Below are 17,398 nucleotides of genomic sequence, written 5' to 3' on the forward strand. Positions count from 1 at the left end.
GCCGGTTTTTTCGCCGGGGCGGGCAGGTTAGATTCGAGCCTCGGTTTTTTTATCGAATGCAAGAATTTCGTGCTGCATGTCTGAGGCTCATGTCAAGATTATTTTGGCGTGGTTCGGCCTGGCTCGGCGTCCTTCGTTCGCTCTCCCGTATCAGGGTTGAACTCTCCTTACGATGTTTGCCTTGCTTGTCGTAAAGTTCAACCCGGCCATTCTCATAGTCCCACTCATAAATGCGCCCCTTGCGATCTTTCCAGCGCTTACGCCTTTTCCCCCTGTAGTGGCATTATTTGATGTTCGACGTGGGAAGATTCAGCGTGTGTCGAAGACTTCTTTTGCCGGCAATTCACCGACTTTTTGAAATGACCCCACTCATGTACTGATTCAAATCGCGGAAATCCTGAACGCTCCACGCATGCGGCGGGATTCGCACGCCATTGTCCTGCAATGTTTTCGGAATCAGGTTTCCATTCGGCCGAAGGATGACCGACGCGACGATAACGCCTGGGTAGTCCGTCAGGCGCTGTTTGAAGGCCGGGGTTGTAAGGTCAGGTGTCGGCGGGCTGCTTTTGTTGGCCGGTGGTCCTGTCGCCTTGAGATCCGCTCCGTGACACATGGCGCATCGCTGCACATAGAGATTCTTGCCATTGGCAGGATCGGCCAGGGACAGCGACGTTTGAATGAGTGATAAAGTGCCCGGCAAAGCGATCAAGGGGATCTTCACTGTGCGGGTGGCCTTGTTGTAGAGGGTGTTTTCCACGTTGGCTTATCCGTTGCCTAAGGTGTTTGATCGATGCTGGTGATTTCCAATAACGTCCACCTGCCCGATGCCGAGATCGAGCTGACCGCCATACGTGCCCAGGGCGCCGGTGGGCAGAATGTGAACAAGGTATCAAGTGCGGTACACCTGCGCTTTGATATTCCGGCGTCGTCGCTGCCGGAGTTCTACAAGGAACGCCTGCTGGCGCTGCGTGACAGTCGCATCACCAGCGAAGGGGTGCTGATACTCAAGGCTCAGCAGTACCGAACCCAGGAACAGAATCGCGCCGACGCGCTGGAACGCCTGGTGGAACTGATCCTCAGTGCTACCAAGGTGGAGAAGAAGCGTCGTCCGACCAAGCCGACCCTGGGCTCGAAAAAACGCCGCCTCGAATCCAAGACCAAGCGCGGCAGCATCAAGGCCGGGCGCGGCAAAGTCGACTTCTAGGCGTCGCGTGCTTCGCGGGCCTTGGGGGCTTGTCGGTAGAGGTACACACTCAGCAGCAAACCGCCGCACGCGGCGAGAGCGGCGAACAGGAAGATCGACGCGAAGCCGAAACCTGCGGCGACAGCCCCCGCCAGCGGGCCGGTGATGCCCAGCGACAGGTCGATAAACAGCGAATACGCCCCCACCGCCGCCCCCCGGCTGGATGCCGGCACCAAGTTGACCGCCTCCACCCCAAGGGCCGGAAACACCAGGGAAAAGCCGAACCCGCTCAAGGCTGCACCCGCCAGCGCCCAGTTGGCATCGGGTGCCAGCCACAGCAACAACAGGCCGAGGATTTCCACCGACAGACAGGCGATCGCCACGCGAAAACCGCCAATCCGGTTGATCAAGTTGCCGAACAGCAGGCGCGCGCCGATGAAGCTGGCGCCGAACAGGCTGAGGGCCCAGACCGCGTTATCCCAATGCTGGGTGGTGTAATACAGCGTGATAAAGGTCGCGATGGTGCCAAAACCGATGGAGCCCAAGGCCAGCGCGAAACCATGGGGCAAGACCCGTCCCAGCACATTCATGAACGGCAGGCGCACGCCGGCCACAATGGGCGTGGGTTCCTTGCGCCAGGCCAGGGCTACCCCCAAAACGGCCAGCAGAATGATGCTGACGCCCATGCTCCACAGCCCCAAGTGGCTGACCAGCAGCACCCCCAGCGGTGCCCCGACAGCCAGCGCGCCATAGCTCGCAATGCCGTTCCAGGAGATGACCTTGGCGGTGTTGGCCGCGCCCACCCGGCCGATGCCCCAGCCAATCGCGCCCGACCCCACCAGGCTTTCAGCGCTGCCCAGCACCAGTCGGCCGATCAGCAGGCTGCCCAGGCTCAACGCCGGCAAGCTGGAAAACCAGGCCGCCAATAGCATGAACACACCGCTGAGGCCACAGCCCACCAGGCCGATCAGCACGGCGCGCTTGCAGCCCAGGTTATCGATGATGCGCCCGGCGTACGGGCGGCTCAGCAGGGTGGCCAGGTATTGCACGCTGATCACCAGCCCGGCGATCACCGCGCCAAAGCCCAGCTCACTGTGGACATAGCCCGGCAACACGGCCAGGGGAATGCCGATATTCAGGTAGCCGATAAAGGTGAATAACACGATGGAAACAACTTGCAGCGTGACCGCTAGGGGGCGCTGGGTATCTGGCATGGGAGAGGTCCACTGTCGCAGCAGGTAAAGATAGGCTGCTAATGATACCGGGGCTTTGATCGGTTCAGGGGGGTAAAACGCAAAAACGTCAGATCAGAACGCCCTCAAGCTTGGGCAGGGGTCAACAATTGTGTGGTGACCAGGGCCGCGAGCGCGTTTTCCTGGGTGCCGAAGCGCTTGAGTAGCACGGCTTGTTTGTCCGCACTGAGGCGGTTCCAGACTTCGACCATCTGCAGCGCAGCATTGAGTACGGCAGTGTCCGGGGTGTTGGGGAGGGTATCGGTCATGGCGGGTATCCAGGGTGATTCAGGCGGTGTGGAAAGCGCTCAAAGGCGCGCTTTCCACACGGTCTGGTACGGCGTCAGTCCTGACGTTTGCTGTCGACTGGTTTTGCTTCTTTGGCCTTGGGTTGCTTGTTGCTGGCCTGTTGCGGTGTTGGGTGCAGGCTTGGGAAGGGGAGATTAGGTATCTCGTGCATCGTCGTCGCTCCTCGCAAAGTCTGTTTTTTCAATCGCAGGTGATTCCGCGCTCTCAAAAAGCCTTGGCAGGATACAGCACTGCAAATGACAAAAAGATTTTTATGTCGACGGATGTGTGAACTTTTATCGTTTAAACGCAAGTGACAAGAGGTCACACGACTAGAAGGGCACCTTGCCCAGAATCATGTCGCGGTACATCACGAAATCCCCCAGCAGGCTGTACAGCGGATGCTGGAAGGTGGCCGGGCGGTTTTTTTCGAAAAAGAAGTGGCCGACCCAGGCGAAACCGTAACCGGCGATGGGTAGGGTCAGCAGTAGTCCCAGGGAGCCTTTGCCTATCGTGTAGGCCAAAAGGCCGATCACCAGCGTGGTGCCGATAAAATGCAGACGCCGACAGGTGCTGTTGGCGTGCTCGCTGAGGTAGTAAGGGTAAAACTCTGCAAAGCTATTGAATTGCTTGACGTTTTCCACGATGACGAGCCCTTTGTTGTTATGTCGCCCAACAGATATTCGGCGGGGAGCTTATTTGAGTCTAGAGTGATCAGTGGTAACAGCCAGTGACAATAGATGCCACTTTAGTATCCTTGGCTTTCCTGGCTACCGTTTTAAGCCAGCTTTTTTAAGAAGACGCCATGAGCGAACGAACAACTTCTGCAAGCTGGGCGATGGGGATAGTCAAAGCATTGGAAATGGACGGCCTGGATTGCCGCGCCTTGTTCAAGCAACTGGGCCTGGATTATGCCGCCCTGGATGACCCGGATGCCCGGTTTCCGCAAGACTCCATGACCCGGCTGTGGCAGCGGGCGGTGGACGTGTCCGGCAACCCTGCGATTGGCCTGAACATGGGTAAGGTGGTGCGCCCGGCGTCGTTTCATGTGACCGGTTATGCGCTGATGTCCAGCAACACCCTGGCCGAAGGCTTTATGCGGCTGGTGCGCTATCAGCGGATCATCGCCGAAAGTGCTGACCTGAGTTTCCGACTGCTACCCGAGGGCTACGCGCTGATTCTGACGGTGCACGGCGATCTCCTGCCCCCCACCCGACAGAGCGCGGAAGCCTCGCTGGCCTGTGCGTTGGCGCTGTGCGGCTGGCTGACCGGGCGCACCCTGCAACCGCGCAAGGTGTTGCTGCAGGGCGATCAACCGGTGGATCTGATGCCCTACAAACAAGCGTTCCATGCGCCCCTGGAGTTCAATGCGCCCTACGACGCACTGATTTTCGAGCGCGCGGATATGGACGCGCCGTTGCCCACCGCCAATGAAGCCATGGCGCTGCTGCATGATCGGTTCGCCGGCGAGTACCTGGCGCGGTTTTCTGAAAGCCGCGTGACCCACAAGGCGCGCCAGGTGCTGTGCCGCCTGCTGCCCCAGGGCGAGCCCAAGCGTGAAGCGGTGGCCCAGGCCCTGCACTTGTCCCAGCGCACCTTGCAGCGGCGTTTGCAGGAGGAAGGTACCAGTTTCCAGACCCTGCTCGACGACACCCGCCGCGAACTGGCCGAGCAGTACCTGGCTCAGCCGAGCATGACCCTGCTGGAAATTGCCTACCTATTGGGCTTCGCCGACCCCAGCAACTTCTTCCGCGCGTTTCGCCGCTGGTTCGATGCCACGCCCGGCGAATACCGCGTACGGCTGCTGGAAGCGTCGACGGTCAGTGACGCCAAAACGCCGGAATGCACAACACAAAGACGGTGATGATCTCCAGTCGGCCCAGTAGCATGCCCAATGACAGGATCCACTTGGCCGCATCCGGCAGGCTGGCGAAATTGCCCGCCGGGCCGATGGTTTCCCCCAGGCCCGGACCGACGCCGGACACGGTACTGGCGGCGCCGGTCAGTGCGGTCATCCAGTCCAGGCCCAGCAGCGACAGGGCCAGGGCGATGGCGCAGATGGTGATGGCGAAGAAAAACGAAAAGGTCAGGATCGACCGCACGATTTCTTCATCGAGGCGGTGGCCGTTGTACTTCTGCTTGATCACCGCGCGCGGGTGAATCAATTGGTTCAAGTTGGCTTTGAGCAGGATATAGGCGACCTGGAAGCGGAAGATCTTGATCCCGCCCGCCGTCGACCCCGAACAGCCGCCGATGAAACCCAGGTAGAAGAACAGCATCAGTGAGAAGTTGCCCCACAAGCTGTAGTCCCCCAGTGCAAAACCGGTGGTCGTTACCACCGAGGTGACGTTCAACGCCACATGGCGCAAGGCGTCCAGCCAATGCAGGTTGGTGGTCCACCAGTACCAGGTGCCGAGCACCAGCCAGGTCATCAACAGCAAGCCGAGCAAGCCCTGTACCTGCTGATCCTTGATCAGCGCCCGGCGGTTACCGCGCAAGGTGGCCACATACAGGGTGAACGGCAAACTGCCGAGGATCATCACCACCACCGCCACCCAGTGCACCGCCGGTTGTTTCCAGTGGGCCAGGGATTCGTCGGAGGTGGAGAACCCACCGGTGGAAATCGCCGACATTGCATGGTTGATCGCATCGAACAGGCCCATCCCGGCCCACCAGAACGCCAGGCTGCCCAGGATGGTGATGCCCACGTACGCCGCCACGATCAGTCGCGCCACCATGTGCGAGCGGGGCATGACCTTTTCCGAGCGGTCCGAGGATTCGGTCTGGAACAGGCGCATGCCACCAATGCGCAGCAGCGGCAGGATCGCCACCGCCATGCCGATAAAACCGATGCCGCCGAGCCAGTGCAGCAGCGAGCGCCACATCAGAATGCCCGGCGACATGCTGTCCAGCCCGCTCAATACCGTTGAACCGGTGGCGGTGATGCCGGACATGCTTTCGAAAAACGAATCGGTATAGCTGATGCGCTGGGTCAGCAAAAACGGCAGCGCGGCGAACACGCATACCACCACCCAACTGGTGACGGTCAGCAAGTACATGTCCCGGGGCCGCAGGTGCACGTGTTCTGGACGCCCAGGGATGACCAGGGTCAAGCCGGCGACAAAGGTAATCAGGCTGGCCCACAGGAACGAGGGCAGGTCTTGGGTGCGTTCGAAAATCACCAAGGTGGCCATGGGCACGACCATGGCGATCGCAAGGCTGATCAGGAAGATGCCGATGATGAAACCGATGATGCGCAGGGTCGGCAACGCCATGAAGTGAGCTCGAGATAGGGCAGAGGCGCCATTCTACCTGGGGTGCAGGTCTTGTAAACCGGGGCTTCACCTGTGGGAGCAAGCCTCCTCCCACATGGGTTTTGTGGGCGCGAAAAAAGGCGACCCGAAGGTCGCCTCATTCAACACGGTACGGATCAGAACTCGTGATCGGCGTTGTCCGGGTTCAGGTCGCTGATCCCCAGCTTGCCGGCAGCGGCTTCGATCGAGCCGGTCTGCTTGACCAGCGCTGCGATTGCGTCGCGCACGATCTGGTTGCCTGCGTCGTTACCGGCAGCGATCAACTGGTCGTAGTGCTCACCCTTGTTGGCGTGGTCGACCATGATCTGGATCTTCGCTTCGGTCGCGGCCAGGTCCGCTTTCAACGCCGCATCGGCAGCCGGGTCGGCCTTGGCCACCAGGGACGACAGGCTGGCGCCGGTCATTTTGGTGCCGTCGACGCGGGTGTACTCGCCCAGGTAGACGTTGCGGATGCCCTTGGCGTCGTAGAAGTGCGAGTAGTGGGTGTTGTCGCTGAAGCAATCCTGTTCGTCTTCCGGCGAGTTGGCTTCCAGGGAAACCTTCATGCGTTCACCGGCCAGTTCGCCCAGGGACAGGCTGCCCATGCCGAACAGCATTTTGCGCAGGCCGTCGGTGGCAGGTTCTGCCTCCAGGGTGGCGCGGTAGTTGTCTTCGACGTTGGGCTTCCAGTTGCCGACCATTTCTTCCAGGTCGCTGACCAGCAGTTGGGTCACGGCGCTCAGGTAGGCGCGGCGGCGCTCGTTGTGGCCGCCGGTGGCGCCGTCGCCCGTCAGGTAGTCGGACGCGGGACGGTTGCCTGCGCCTGGGCCGGTGCCATTGACGTCCTGGCCCCAGAGCAGGAATTCGATGGCGTGGTAGCCGGTGGCAACGTTGGCTTCGGAACCGCCGAGCTCATTGAGGCTGGCGAGTTTTTCCGGGGTGATGTCCTTTACGTCGACTTTGTCTTCGCCGACCTGGATCTCGGTGTTGGCGATGATGTTGGCTGTGGCGCCGGGGTTGCCCAGGGCGTGTTCGTAGGATTTGTCGGTGTAGTCGATCAGGCCTTCGTCCAGGGGCCAGGCGTTCACCTGGCCTTCCCAGTCGTCGATGATGGTGTTGCCGAAGCGGAACACTTCGCTCTGCAGGTACGGCACGCGAGCGGCGACCCAGGCGGCACGGGCGGCCTTCAGGGTTTCGTCGTTGGGCTTGGCGAGGAAGGCGTCGATTGCGGTTTGCAGGGTTTTGGCCGTGGACTCGGCATCGCTGTAGACCGCGAAAACCATGTCGGCGTAATGCGCAACCACCGCTTTGGCGGCCGCTTCGTCGACCTGGCCGGCAGGGGTGGCAGCCGCTGGAGCGGCAGTGCTGGCAGCCGGGGTCGGCGCCTGGGGCGCGGCGGCCTTGTCTTTACCTTCGCCGCAGCCGGCGAGAGAAATGGCAATGGCCAGCAGACTGGCAGTGGCCAGGGGCATACGAATCATGGCGAACATCCTGCTTCGGTTGTTGAGAGGGTGCGCGTGGAAGCGCAAAACTGCGACATAATGCGAAAGATTTGCATTTTGTGTAAAGGGTTAAACGTGGGAAATATTCAGTATCGTTTTATCGGATCAGAGAATTGCCGCGTTATTGCGCTCGGAGTGTTTCAAAAACGCCGCTAACTCGCGGGCCGGCAAGGGTTTGCTGTAGTAGTAACCCTGACCTTCATGGCAGCCTTCGGCGATGATGTAGGCCTCCTGCTCGGCAGTCTCCACGCCTTCTGCGATCACTTGCATGCCCAGGCTTTTGCCCAGTTGGATAATGGCGCGCACGATGGTCGCGTCGTCATCGTCGTCCAGCAGGTCCTGAACGAAGCTCTTGTCGATCTTGATTTTGTCCAGTGGCAGGCTTTTGAGGTAACTCAAGGAGGAGTAGCCGGTGCCGAAGTCATCGATCGCAATCAGTGCCCCGGAACGGCGCAGGCTCAGCAGGTGTTGGGCGGCGGTGCTGATGTCTTCCATCAGGCCGGTTTCGGTGACTTCCAGCTCGAGGCTGCGCGGCGGCAGGCGGTAGATCTGCAACAGATTGTTGACCACCCGCGGCAATTCGGCATGGTGCAACTGAACGGTGGACAGGTTGACCGCCATGCGCAGTCCGGTGAAGCCCAGGTCGTGCCATTCGCGCAATTGGCGGCAGGCCTGGTCCAGCCCCCATTCACCGATCGGAATAATGGTGCCGTTCTGTTCTGCCAGCGGGATGAACAGGTCGGGCGGTACCAGCCCGTGTTCCGGGTGTTGCCAGCGCAACAGCGCTTCGACCCCGACCACATGGTGGTCGCGATAGCTGATCTGTGGCTGGTACACCAAGTGGAACTGGTTGCGGCTGAGGGCGTCGCGCAGGTCTTTTTCCAGCTCGCGGCGGCGGCGCATTTCACTGTCCACGCTGGCGATATAGAACTGATAGCGGTTACGCGAGCGGCTCTTGGCCAGGGTCATGGTCTGTTCGGCTTTTTGCAGCAGCTTCTCGGTGCTGTCGCCGTCTTCCGGGAACAGGGTGATGCCGATGGTGGCGCGCAGACGGATTTCTTCGTGGTCGAGGGCGAACTCCGCTTCCAGGTCGTCGAGGATGCTTTGCGCCAGCTCGGCGGCCTCGTAGGGCTGGTCGATATCGGCCTGAACCAGGGCGAATTGGTCGCCACCCAGGCGGGCCAGGGCGCCAAGGCGGCCGCTGTGGGCACGCAGGCGATCGGCCAGGGCCAGGAGCAATTTGTCGCCGGCCTGGTAGGTGAACTGCTCATTGACGCTTTTGAAGTCATCCAGCCCCACGCACAGAACCGCCACGCGGCGCTGCCGGCGGCCGGCGTCGATCAGGATCTTGTCCAGTTGCTCCTGCAGTTTCTGGCGGTTAGGCAGGCCAGTCAGGAAGTCGTATTGGGCCATGCGCAGCAGGCTGGTTTCCGCTTCGTGGCGCAGGTGGGTATTGCGTTCGATGGATTCGAGCAACTGGTTGGCGGTATTGATCCACAACCCCAGTTCGTTGCGTTCGTGGCCCTTGAGCTGCGGGATCTTGTGTTCGCTGGGCCGGTCCGGGTTGATCGAGGTCAGATGCTCGATAATGCGCGACAGCGGCTTGGTCAGCAGCCAGTGATAGACCAGGTACAGCACCAGGCCCATGGCCAGGGCGCGCAGGACCCCGGAAATGAAGATGATCACCGAATTGACGATAAAACCCTGGCCATAGGTGGCGGTGTCGAGGGTGATGCTCAGGTCGCCGTAATACTCGCTGTAGGGGCCTTTGCCGACCAGAGGAGTGGTAAAGGTGCGTTCCTGGCCAAGAATCAGGTCGGTCAGCCAGCGGCTGGGGGATTGCTGCAACGCGCGGCTCTTCTCCGCGAGCATGGTTTCGTTGGGATGGCCGATGGACGCCATGCGCACAGCGTCATCCTGGAACAGACCCTCGATGACCTGCATGCCCATCTCGCGGTCCAGGCTGTAGACAGCCTGGGTCGAGGGGTCGCGAAACATGTCGAGGATGCGCTGGGCATCACTGGCCACGGCCTGGCGAGTCTTGTAGGCATCGAAAACGATTTGCGCCACGCTCAGTGCCACGCCAACGATCAATGCCGACAGCAACACAACCCGTAGCAACTTCACCGACAAGCTGTTCTTGAGTTCCAGCTTCAAAGGGGCATTCCTTGTCTCATGCGGGTGGCCTTCAATATGCCATGAGTATTGGCAATCTGATGATGGCAGTCAAAGGAACATTGGGGAGATGAGCTCAATTGAGGTGCTGGCTGGATCAATTTTGAGAGACGGCAACCTATGTCAGTGCGCGCCAGTCGTGAGCAAGGCGTGATCGGGAAGCGCTGGTGCCCCCGAGGGAAGGCGGAGAGAACCCGCCTTCGGCTTGGAGATGGTCTTAAAAACTAATCTGACCCTGGGGTTTTTGCTCGTCTCCTCCGACCTTTTCGTCGGGATTCGACGCGTCCATTGCTTTGTTTGCCATGTCCATGGCCCCTTTTGCCATATCCATCCCTTTATCAAGAAGGCCCGTTATCATTGGGATTGCACCAGTTGCCATCGAAATAGGATCCATCGTAATTCCTCACACTTGATTAAGAGGTTCATTCCTCCTGCCGCATGTGTGGTGAATTCCTGTTGTTGGGTTCCAATATTCCTGGCCTGGCTATCCGTCGGTCACAAAAAAGCCCGGCAATCGCCGGGCTCTTTCTACTGCAAGGGTTGCTTAGGCAGTGAAGGTCTTGCCTTCGAACTGCTCAGCCACGAACTTCCAGTTGACCAGGTTCCAGAACGCTTCCACATACTTTGGACGCAGGTTGCGGTAGTCGATGTAGTAAGCGTGTTCCCAGACGTCGCAGGTCAGCAGCGGGGTATCGCCGTTGGTCAGCGGGTTGCCGGCGCCGATGGTGCTGGCCAGGGCCAGGGAACCGTCAGCCTTTTTCACCAGCCAGCCCCAACCGGAACCGAAGGTGCCGACGGAGGTCTTGGTGAATTCTTCCTTGAACTTGTCGAACGAACCGAACGCAGCGTTGATGGCTTCAGCCAGGGCGCCGGTAGGTTGGCCGCCGGCGTTTGGCGCCAGGCAGTTCCAGTAGAAAGTGTGGTTCCAGACTTGCGCGGCGTTGTTGAAGATGCCGCCCGAAGAAGACTTGATGATTTCTTCCAGGGTCTTGCCTTCGAACTCGGTGCCAGGCACCAGGTTGTTCAGGTTCACGACATAGGTGTTGTGGTGCTTGTCGTGGTGGTATTCCAAGGTTTCCTTGGAAATGTGCGGCTGCAGGGCATCGTGTGCGTAGGGCAGCGGCGGCAATTCGAAAGCCATGGTGATTCTCCTAATCAGGTCAGTTGCGGTGAGCGCAAGGCCGATCACGGGCGGCCAAACAAGCGCCGGGGAGTTTGTACTCTTTGCGGCGCAGGGTCCGGATCATAGCACCGGGAATGTGGCAAAACCACGCAACAACTGTGTGGGATAGAGGTTCCAGAGCGTTTTGGACTATTCGTCAGGTGCTGATCAATTGATAGGCGACGCTGAACATCATCACTGCCACCAGCAGGTCGAGCAGGCGCCAGGTCGCCGGTCGCGCCAGCCACGGCGCCAACCATGCCGCGCCGAGCGCCAGGGTGGCGAACCACAGGAACGATGCACTGGCGGCACCGGCCACATACGCGCCGGGTTCGGTTTGTTGCGCGCCCAGCGAGCCGATCAGCAGGACCGTGTCCAAGTACACATGGGGGTTGAGTAGCGTAACCGCCAGGGCACTGAGCAACACGGCGCGTAAGGAACGTACCTTGAGGCTGTCGCCCTGGTCCAGGCTCTGTTTCGTACACGCCCGCCGCAACGCGCAGGCGCCGTACCACAGCAGGAATGCAGCACCGCCCCAGCGGGCGATCCCCAGCAGTATCGGGCTTTGGGCCAAAATCGTCGCCAGGCCGAAGACCCCGGCGGCCACCAGCAGTGCATCGCAGATCACGCACAGGGCCGCCACCGGCAGGTGATGCTCGCGACGCAGGCTCTGCGCCAGCACGAATGCGTTCTGGGTGCCGATGGCCATGATCAGCCCCAGGGCGACCAACAGGCCGTTCGTATAGCTTTGCCACATAGTTGAAAATCCTTGCTCAGGCCGAAACGATGCTGGCTATCTTCCATGGGCTGGCTGTATAAGAAAAACAAATATTGCTGATCGCTCATTAGAGAAACTGATGTTCGACTATAAATTGCTTTCCGCCCTGGCGGCGGTGGTGGAACAGGCCGGCTTTGAACGCGGCGCACAGGTACTGGGGCTGTCGCAGTCGGCGATTTCCCAGCGCATCAAATTGCTCGAAGCGCGTATCGGCCAGCCGGTACTGATCCGCGCCACCCCGCCGACGCCCACTGATATCGGGCGCCGCCTGCTTAACCATGTGCAACAGGTGCGGCTGCTGGAGCGTGACCTGCAAAGCCAGGTGCCGGCGCTGGATGACGAAGGCATGCCCGAACGTTTGCGCATCGCGTTGAATGCCGACAGCCTCGCCACGTGGTGGGCCGAGGCCGTCAGCGACTTTTGCGCCGAGCAGCATTTACTGTTGGACTTGGTGGTGGAAGACCAGACCGTCGGCCTCAAGCGCATGCGCGCCGGTGAAGTGGCGGCCTGTATCTGCGCCAGCGAGCGTCCGGTGGCCGGGGCTCGCAGCCTGTTGCTCGGGGCCATGCGCTACCGCGCGTTGGCCAGCCCGGCCTTTATCGCCCGGCACTTCCCCCAGGGCGTGCGCGCCGATCAACTGGCGCGAACGCCGGCGCTGGTGTTCGGCCCGGATGATTTCCTGCAACACCGCTACCTGGCGTCGCTCGGCGTGGACGGCGGTTTCGAACACCATCTATGCCCGTCGTCCGAAGGATTTATCCGCCTGACGGAAGCCGGCCTCGGTTGGGGCCTGGTGCCGGAGTTGCAGGTGCGCGACCAGTTGCAACGTGGCCTGCTGGTGGAGTTATTGCCAGATAAGCCCATCGACGTGCCGCTGTACTGGCATCATTGGCGCAGTGGCGGCCAACTGTTGGGCTTGTTGACCGACCATCTGGCCCAGGCGTGCGGCCAATGGTTGGTGCCGTTGGAGTGATGGCGGACGTCAAGGCAACAGCGATGAAAAACGAAAGAACACGGGGTAATACATGAAAATTCTGGTCACCGGCGCAAGCGGCTTCATCGGCGGGCGCTTTGCGCGTTTCGCCCTGGAGCAGGGCCTGGACGTGCGGGTCAACGGGCGGCGCGCCGAAGGTGTGGAACACCTGGTACGGCGTGGTGCCGAGTTTATCCAGGGTGATTTGAATGATGCCGACCTGGTGCGCGAATTGTGCCGCGATGTCGAAGCCGTGGTGCATTGCGCCGGCGCCGTGGGGATGTGGGGGCGCTATCAGGATTTCCACCAGGGCAATGTGCTGGTGACCGAAAACGTCGTCGAAGCCTGCCTCAAACAGCGCGTCGGCCGTTTGGTGCACTTGTCGTCGCCGTCGATCTACTTTGATGGGCGCGATCACCTCGGGTTGACCGAAGACCAGGTCCCCAAGCGCTTCAAACATCCCTATGCCGCCACCAAGTACCTGGCGGAGCAAAAGGTGTTCGGTGCCCAGGAGTTCGGCCTCGAAGTCCTGGCCCTGCGCCCGCGCTTTGTCACGGGCGCCGGTGACATGAGCATCTTCCCGCGCTTGTTGAAGATGCAGCGCAAGAACCGTCTGGCCATCGTCGGCGACGGCCTGAACAAAGTGGACTTCACCAGTGTGCACAACCTCAACGAAGCGTTGCTCAGCAGTTTGCTCGCCACGGGCTCGGCGTTGGGCAAGGCCTACAACATCAGCAATGGCGCACCGGTGCCGGTGTGGGATGTGGTCAACTACGTCATGCGCCAAATGGAGCTGCCCCAGGTGACGCGGTATAGGTCCTACGGCTTGTCCTACAGCGTGGCGGCGCTCAACGAAGCCTTCTGTGCGATGTGGCCCGGTCGACCGGAACCGGCGCTGTCGCGTCTGGGCATGCAGGTGATGAACAAAGATTTCACCCTCGACATCAGCCGGGCCAGGCATTATCTGGATTACGAGCCCAAGGTCAGCCTGTGGACCGCCCTCGACGAGTTCTGCAGTTGGTGGAAGGCCCAGGACCCGGGTTCGCGGTAAGTTCACACCAGGCAACACATTGGGAACCGAATTCGGGGTTTCCGGTCGATCAGTGCGGCGGGACACAGGTTTATACTCCCGTCGCTCGGCGTTCCAGCCAGCCACTTCAGCGATTCAGGGTTGATTCATGCGCAACGATGCCAACGACGACTTCGACAACGTTCCCAGCCTGCGGGCCGACCTTGGGGATGACGATGATTTCGAACCGAGCCCCGCCACTTCGGTGCGCTCGCGCAACACGCCCGTGGTCAAGGTCAAGAGCGCCAGCACCGGCCCGTTGTGGGCCTTGATCGGCGCCCTGCTGATCGCCTTCGCGGGCCTGGCGTGGTGGAGCTTCCAGCAGATTTCCCTGATGGGCCAGCAACTGGTTGCCACCCAGGAAAGTTTTGCGCGTATCAGCGAAGAAGCAGCGGGGCGCCTGCAGGACATTTCCGGCAAGGTCGTGGCCAGTGAAGCCAGCGTGAACACCGGCAGCGAAGCGCTGAAGTTGCAGATCAAACAGTTGGAAACCCAGTTGCTGGAGCAGGGCAAGCAGCAACTGGGCGTCGCCGGCCAGGCCACCGAGCTGGACAAGCGTCTGGCGCAGATGACCGCCAGCACCACCGACCTGTCGAACGCCAATGCCAGGCTGCAAGGCCAGGTGCAGGCGCTGACCGACACCGTGGCGACCCTCAAGGCGGCGCAGGGCGATGTCGGCAAGCGCGACACCGAGCTCAAGGAACTGGCCGCCGATGTGGCCGCCTTGAAAAAACAGAGCGCCACCATTGCCCGTCTCGAACAGGACCTGGTGGTGCTCAAGAGCGCCCAGGATAACCCGTCGGCCAACAGCGATGCGCCGACCAATAAAGAGTTCGACGTGTTCCGCATCCAGACCACCCGCAATATCACCACCCTGCAGAGCCAGATGCAGACCCTCAATCAGCGCCTCAATGCCCCAGGCGCTGCCTCGGCGCAGAGTCAATAACGGGCGAGAGGAAATGTCACCGCTTGGTGACATTTCCTCTCTGCTTCGTTACATGTCCCCACTTCGCCCTTGTTTAGACTGCGGTCATCCCACCAAAAACAATAAGGGCCACCCATGACCACCCAACCACTGCCTGCCAGCAGTTGGCTGAATGCGCCTGCCCATCACGCCTGGCTCGCCGCCGAAGGCCAGCGCCTGCTGACATTCGCCAAGGCCGCGCGCCTGCCCGACGGCTTTGGCAACCTGGACGACAAAGGTCGACTGCCGGCCAATGCCCACGCCGAAACCATGAACACCGCGCGCATGACCCACAGCTTCGCCATGGCCCACGCCATGGGGTTGCCCGGTTATGTCGACCTGGTCGAACACGGCGTGGCGGCTCTCAGCGGCCCACTGCGCGACCCCGAACACGGTGGCTGGTTCGCCGCGCCCCATGCCATCGACGGCAACTCCGGTAAAACGGCCTACCTGCATGCGTTTGTGGCCCTGGCCGCCAGCTCGGCGATGGTGGCGGGCGCAGCCGGCGCGCAACCCCTGTTGACGGATGCGATCACGGTCATCGAGCGACATTTCTGGAGCGAGGAGGAGGGCGTGATGCTCGAATCCTTTGCCCAGGACTGGAGCGGCGTCGAAGCCTATCGCGGCGCCAACAGCAACATGCACGCCACCGAAGCGTTTCTGGCCCTGGCGGATGTCACCGGCGACACCCGCTGGCTCGACCGCGCTTTGCGTATCGTCGAACGCGTCATCCACACCCACGCTGCCAGCCACCGGTTCATGGTGATCGAGCATTTCGACGCCCAATGGAACCCCGTGTTCGGTTACAACGAAGACAACCCCGCCGACGGCTTCCGTCCTTATGGCATCACGCCCGGCCACGGTTTCGAGTGGGCCCGGCTGGTGCTGCACTTGGAAGCGGCACGCCTGCAGGCAGGGCTGGCCACGCCGGACTGGCTACTGACCGACGCCAAGGGCCTGTTCGCCAGTGCCTGCGACTACGCCTGGGCTGTGGATGGCGCGCCCGGTATCGTCTACACCCTGGACTGGAACCAGCAGCCGGTAGTGCGCGAACGTCTGCACTGGACCCACGCCGAAGCCAGCGCTGCAGCCCAGGCCTTGCTCAAGCGTACCGGTGAACTGCACTACGAAACCTGGTACCGGCGCTTCTGGGCGTTTTGCGACACCCACTTTATCGACCGTATTCACGGCAGTTGGCACCACGAACTCAACCCGCACAACCAGCCCGCCAGCAAAATCTGGGCTGGCAAGCCAGACCTGTACCATGCCTGGCAAGCGGTATTGCTTCCCGCGCTGCCCTTGGCGCCCAGCATGGCCAGTGCATTGGGACGCGGGCGCTATGTCACCGGGTGGTGACATTTGTGCATCCCTTTGTTACCTGCGCCGCAAAAATCCCTGTTTAAACTCCGTGCAGCGCAAGCGCCAGACTTGCATGCATAACAAAAAGAAAAGGTACTCAGATGAATGCGATTAATCGCCTCGCCGTAGCTATTTCCATTGCCTCGTTGTTTCCCCTCAGTGCTTTTGCCGCCGACTCGAAAGGGACGGTTGAAGTCGTGCACTGGTGGACATCGGGCGGTGAGAAGGCGGCTGTAGATGTCCTGAAGGCCCAAGTCGAGAAAGACGGTTTCACCTGGAAAGACGGCGCTGTCGCAGGTGGCGGTGGTGCTACGGCCATGACCGTGCTCAAAAGCCGCGCGGTCGCCGGCAACCCACCAGGCGTGGCCCAGATCAAAGGCCCCGACATCCAGGAGTGGGCCTCCACTGGCCTTTTGGACACTGACGTGCTCAAAAGCGTCGCCAAAGAAGAAAAGTGGGATTCCCTGCTCGACAAGAAAGTTTCCGACACCGTGAAGTACAAAGGTGACTACGTCGCCGTTCCGGTGAACATCCACCGCGTGAACTGGCTGTGGATCAACCCGGAAGTCTTCAAGAAGGCCGGCATCACCAAGAACCCCACCACCCTCGAAGAATTCTATGCCGCCGGCGACAAGCTGAAGAAAGCCGGCTTCATTGCGCTCGCCCACGGTGGCCAGCCTTGGCAGGACAGCACCGTATTTGAAGCCGTCGTGTTGTCGGTGATGGGTGCCGATGGCTACAAGAAAGCCCTGGTTGACCTGGACAACGGCGCACTGACCGGTCCGCAAATGGTCAAGGCGCTGACCGAGCTGAAGAAAGTCGCGACCTACATGGACGTCGACGGTAAAGGCCAGGACTGGAACCTCGAAGCGGGCAAGGTCATCAATGGCAAGGCCGGCATGCAGATCATGGGTGACTGGGCCAAGTCCGAATGGACCGCCGCCAACAAAGTCGCCGGCAAGGACTACGAGTGCGTCGCCTTCCCGGGCACCGAAAAAGCCTTCACCTACAACATCGACTCCCTGGCGGTGTTCAAGCAGAAGAACGAAGGCACGGCGGCCGGTCAGCAGGACATCGCCAAAGTTGTGCTGGGTGAAAACTTCCAGAAGGTCTTCAGCATCAACAAGGGTTCGATCCCTGTTCGTACCGACATGCTCAATGAAATGGACAAGCTCGGCTTCGACGCCTGCGCCCAGACCGCGGCCAAGGACTTCCTGGCAGACGCCAAGACCGGCGGCCTGCAGCCAAGCATGGCGCACAACATGGCCACCACCCTGGCCGTGCAAGGTGCGTTCTTTGATGTCGTGACCAACTACATCAACGACCCGAAAGCCGATCCGGCTGACACCGCCAAGAAACTCGGCGCTGCGATCAAGTCGGCCAAGTAACGGTTAATGCCTCGTCGTAGGAGCCGGCTTGC

At 60.8% G+C, this 17,398-nt stretch carries 17 protein-coding genes and 1 pseudogene; 7 read left to right on the forward strand and 11 right to left on the reverse strand.

Annotation, left to right across the window (positions count from 1 at the left end; translation table 11 throughout):
• Positions 1–98: 98 nt before the first annotated feature.
• Both ACLH0J_RS10680 and ACLH0J_RS10685 read right to left on the reverse strand, forming a co-directional pair.
• Positions 99–271, reverse strand: a pseudogene (locus ACLH0J_RS10680) (colicin E3/pyocin S6 family cytotoxin); the annotation flags it as partial.
• A 72-nt stretch (positions 272–343) separates the two neighbouring features.
• Positions 344–721 (reverse strand): c-type cytochrome, encoded by a 378-nt coding sequence (locus ACLH0J_RS10685; protein ID WP_411392804.1) that lies wholly within the window; start codon positions 719–721, stop codon positions 344–346.
• A gap of 69 nt (positions 722–790) precedes the next feature.
• Between ACLH0J_RS10685 and arfB the strand changes: the two genes are divergently transcribed.
• On the forward strand, positions 791–1,204 hold the full coding sequence (gene arfB, locus ACLH0J_RS10690; RefSeq protein ID WP_065908949.1) for an alternative ribosome rescue aminoacyl-tRNA hydrolase ArfB: 414 nt from the start codon (positions 791–793) through the stop codon (positions 1,202–1,204).
• Here arfB and ACLH0J_RS10695 read toward each other — a convergent pair.
• From ACLH0J_RS10695 to ACLH0J_RS10705, 3 genes are all read right to left on the reverse strand, one after another.
• Positions 1,201–2,397, reverse strand: a complete 1,197-nt coding sequence (locus ACLH0J_RS10695) for an MFS transporter (RefSeq protein WP_411391946.1) — start codon at positions 2,395–2,397, stop codon at positions 1,201–1,203. The genes arfB and ACLH0J_RS10695 overlap by 4 nt on opposite strands.
• Before the next feature lie 104 nt (positions 2,398–2,501).
• Complete coding sequence (locus ACLH0J_RS10700; RefSeq protein WP_411391947.1) at positions 2,502–2,684, reverse strand: hypothetical protein; 183 nt, start codon at positions 2,682–2,684, stop codon at positions 2,502–2,504.
• A 351-nt stretch (positions 2,685–3,035) separates the two neighbouring features.
• Positions 3,036–3,347, reverse strand: a complete 312-nt coding sequence (locus ACLH0J_RS10705; RefSeq protein ID WP_411391948.1) for an Mpo1-like protein — start codon at positions 3,345–3,347, stop codon at positions 3,036–3,038.
• A gap of 161 nt (positions 3,348–3,508) precedes the next feature.
• Here ACLH0J_RS10705 and ACLH0J_RS10710 point away from each other — a divergent pair, with 161 nt between their 5' ends.
• A complete protein-coding gene (locus ACLH0J_RS10710; protein WP_411391949.1) occupies positions 3,509–4,567 on the forward strand; it encodes an AraC family transcriptional regulator in 1,059 nt (352 codons plus the stop codon).
• On the opposite strand, the gene ACLH0J_RS10715 is transcribed toward ACLH0J_RS10710, so the two are convergent.
• The 6 genes from ACLH0J_RS10715 to ACLH0J_RS10740 form a co-directional block, all read right to left on the reverse strand.
• Entirely contained in the window at positions 4,524–5,978 is a 1,455-nt protein-coding gene (locus ACLH0J_RS10715; RefSeq protein WP_411391950.1) for a TrkH family potassium uptake protein, read from the reverse strand. The two genes, ACLH0J_RS10710 and ACLH0J_RS10715, sit on opposite strands and share 44 nt — an antisense overlap.
• A gap of 155 nt (positions 5,979–6,133) precedes the next feature.
• Complete coding sequence (locus ACLH0J_RS10720) at positions 6,134–7,477, reverse strand: imelysin family protein (RefSeq protein ID WP_411391951.1); 1,344 nt, start codon at positions 7,475–7,477, stop codon at positions 6,134–6,136.
• A 126-nt stretch (positions 7,478–7,603) separates the two neighbouring features.
• Positions 7,604–9,655, reverse strand: a complete 2,052-nt coding sequence (locus ACLH0J_RS10725; protein ID WP_411391952.1) for a putative bifunctional diguanylate cyclase/phosphodiesterase — start codon at positions 9,653–9,655, stop codon at positions 7,604–7,606.
• Between the two features lie 235 nt (positions 9,656–9,890).
• Positions 9,891–10,067: a hypothetical protein gene (locus tag ACLH0J_RS10730; protein WP_411391953.1), complete on the reverse strand. Its 177-nt coding sequence runs from the start codon at positions 10,065–10,067 to the stop codon at positions 9,891–9,893.
• Positions 10,068–10,217: 150 nt separating this feature from the next.
• Positions 10,218–10,814 (reverse strand): superoxide dismutase, encoded by a 597-nt coding sequence (locus tag ACLH0J_RS10735; protein ID WP_411391954.1) that lies wholly within the window; start codon positions 10,812–10,814, stop codon positions 10,218–10,220.
• Positions 10,815–10,992: 178 nt separating this feature from the next.
• Positions 10,993–11,592, reverse strand: coding sequence for a LysE/ArgO family amino acid transporter (locus tag ACLH0J_RS10740; RefSeq protein WP_411391955.1), 600 nt, complete (start codon positions 11,590–11,592; stop codon positions 10,993–10,995).
• 100 nt (positions 11,593–11,692) lie between these two features.
• Between ACLH0J_RS10740 and ACLH0J_RS10745 the strand changes: the two genes are divergently transcribed.
• From ACLH0J_RS10745 to ACLH0J_RS10765, 5 genes are all read left to right on the forward strand, one after another.
• The gene (locus ACLH0J_RS10745) at positions 11,693–12,586 is read left to right on the forward strand and encodes a LysR family transcriptional regulator ArgP (RefSeq protein WP_010567093.1); all 894 of its coding nucleotides are present in this window, start codon (positions 11,693–11,695) and stop codon (positions 12,584–12,586) included.
• 52 nt (positions 12,587–12,638) lie between these two features.
• A complete protein-coding gene (locus ACLH0J_RS10750; protein ID WP_411391956.1) occupies positions 12,639–13,637 on the forward strand; it encodes an NAD-dependent epimerase/dehydratase family protein in 999 nt (332 codons plus the stop codon).
• Between the two features lie 127 nt (positions 13,638–13,764).
• A complete protein-coding gene (locus tag ACLH0J_RS10755; protein WP_411391957.1) occupies positions 13,765–14,601 on the forward strand; it encodes an ATPase in 837 nt (278 codons plus the stop codon).
• Positions 14,602–14,715: 114 nt separating this feature from the next.
• Positions 14,716–15,975: an AGE family epimerase/isomerase gene (locus ACLH0J_RS10760; RefSeq protein WP_411391958.1), complete on the forward strand. Its 1,260-nt coding sequence runs from the start codon at positions 14,716–14,718 to the stop codon at positions 15,973–15,975.
• A 104-nt stretch (positions 15,976–16,079) separates the two neighbouring features.
• A complete protein-coding gene (locus tag ACLH0J_RS10765) occupies positions 16,080–17,366 on the forward strand; it encodes an ABC transporter substrate-binding protein (RefSeq protein ID WP_411391959.1) in 1,287 nt (428 codons plus the stop codon).
• The last annotated feature ends 32 nt before the right edge of the window (positions 17,367–17,398 follow it).

Origin of the sequence: Pseudomonas sp. MPB23 (genome assembly GCF_046605395.1) — a bacterium.
GTDB lineage: Bacteria > Pseudomonadota > Gammaproteobacteria > Pseudomonadales > Pseudomonadaceae > Aquipseudomonas.

What these genes read in the sequence shown, in the direction of transcription:
- arfB (WP_065908949.1), top strand. Translation starts at nt 791, where the DNA reads ATGCTGGTGATTTCCAATAACGTCCACCTGCCCGATGCCGAGATCGAG.
- ACLH0J_RS10695 (WP_411391946.1), bottom strand. Translation starts at nt 2,397, where the DNA reads ATGCCAGATACCCAGCGCCCCCTAGCGGTCACGCTGCAAGTTGTTTCC.
- ACLH0J_RS10700 (WP_411391947.1), bottom strand. Translation starts at nt 2,684, where the DNA reads ATGACCGATACCCTCCCCAACACCCCGGACACTGCCGTACTCAATGCT.
- ACLH0J_RS10710 (WP_411391949.1), top strand. Translation starts at nt 3,509, where the DNA reads ATGAGCGAACGAACAACTTCTGCAAGCTGGGCGATGGGGATAGTCAAA.
- ACLH0J_RS10715 (WP_411391950.1), bottom strand. Translation starts at nt 5,978, where the DNA reads ATGGCGTTGCCGACCCTGCGCATCATCGGTTTCATCATCGGCATCTTC.
- ACLH0J_RS10720 (WP_411391951.1), bottom strand. Translation starts at nt 7,477, where the DNA reads ATGATTCGTATGCCCCTGGCCACTGCCAGTCTGCTGGCCATTGCCATT.
- ACLH0J_RS10730 (WP_411391953.1), bottom strand. Translation starts at nt 10,067, where the DNA reads ATGGATCCTATTTCGATGGCAACTGGTGCAATCCCAATGATAACGGGC.
- ACLH0J_RS10735 (WP_411391954.1), bottom strand. Translation starts at nt 10,814, where the DNA reads ATGGCTTTCGAATTGCCGCCGCTGCCCTACGCACACGATGCCCTGCAG.
- ACLH0J_RS10740 (WP_411391955.1), bottom strand. Translation starts at nt 11,592, where the DNA reads ATGTGGCAAAGCTATACGAACGGCCTGTTGGTCGCCCTGGGGCTGATC.
- ACLH0J_RS10745 (WP_010567093.1), top strand. Translation starts at nt 11,693, where the DNA reads ATGTTCGACTATAAATTGCTTTCCGCCCTGGCGGCGGTGGTGGAACAG.
- ACLH0J_RS10750 (WP_411391956.1), top strand. Translation starts at nt 12,639, where the DNA reads ATGAAAATTCTGGTCACCGGCGCAAGCGGCTTCATCGGCGGGCGCTTT.
- ACLH0J_RS10755 (WP_411391957.1), top strand. Translation starts at nt 13,765, where the DNA reads ATGCGCAACGATGCCAACGACGACTTCGACAACGTTCCCAGCCTGCGG.
- ACLH0J_RS10760 (WP_411391958.1), top strand. Translation starts at nt 14,716, where the DNA reads ATGACCACCCAACCACTGCCTGCCAGCAGTTGGCTGAATGCGCCTGCC.
- ACLH0J_RS10765 (WP_411391959.1), top strand. Translation starts at nt 16,080, where the DNA reads ATGAATGCGATTAATCGCCTCGCCGTAGCTATTTCCATTGCCTCGTTG.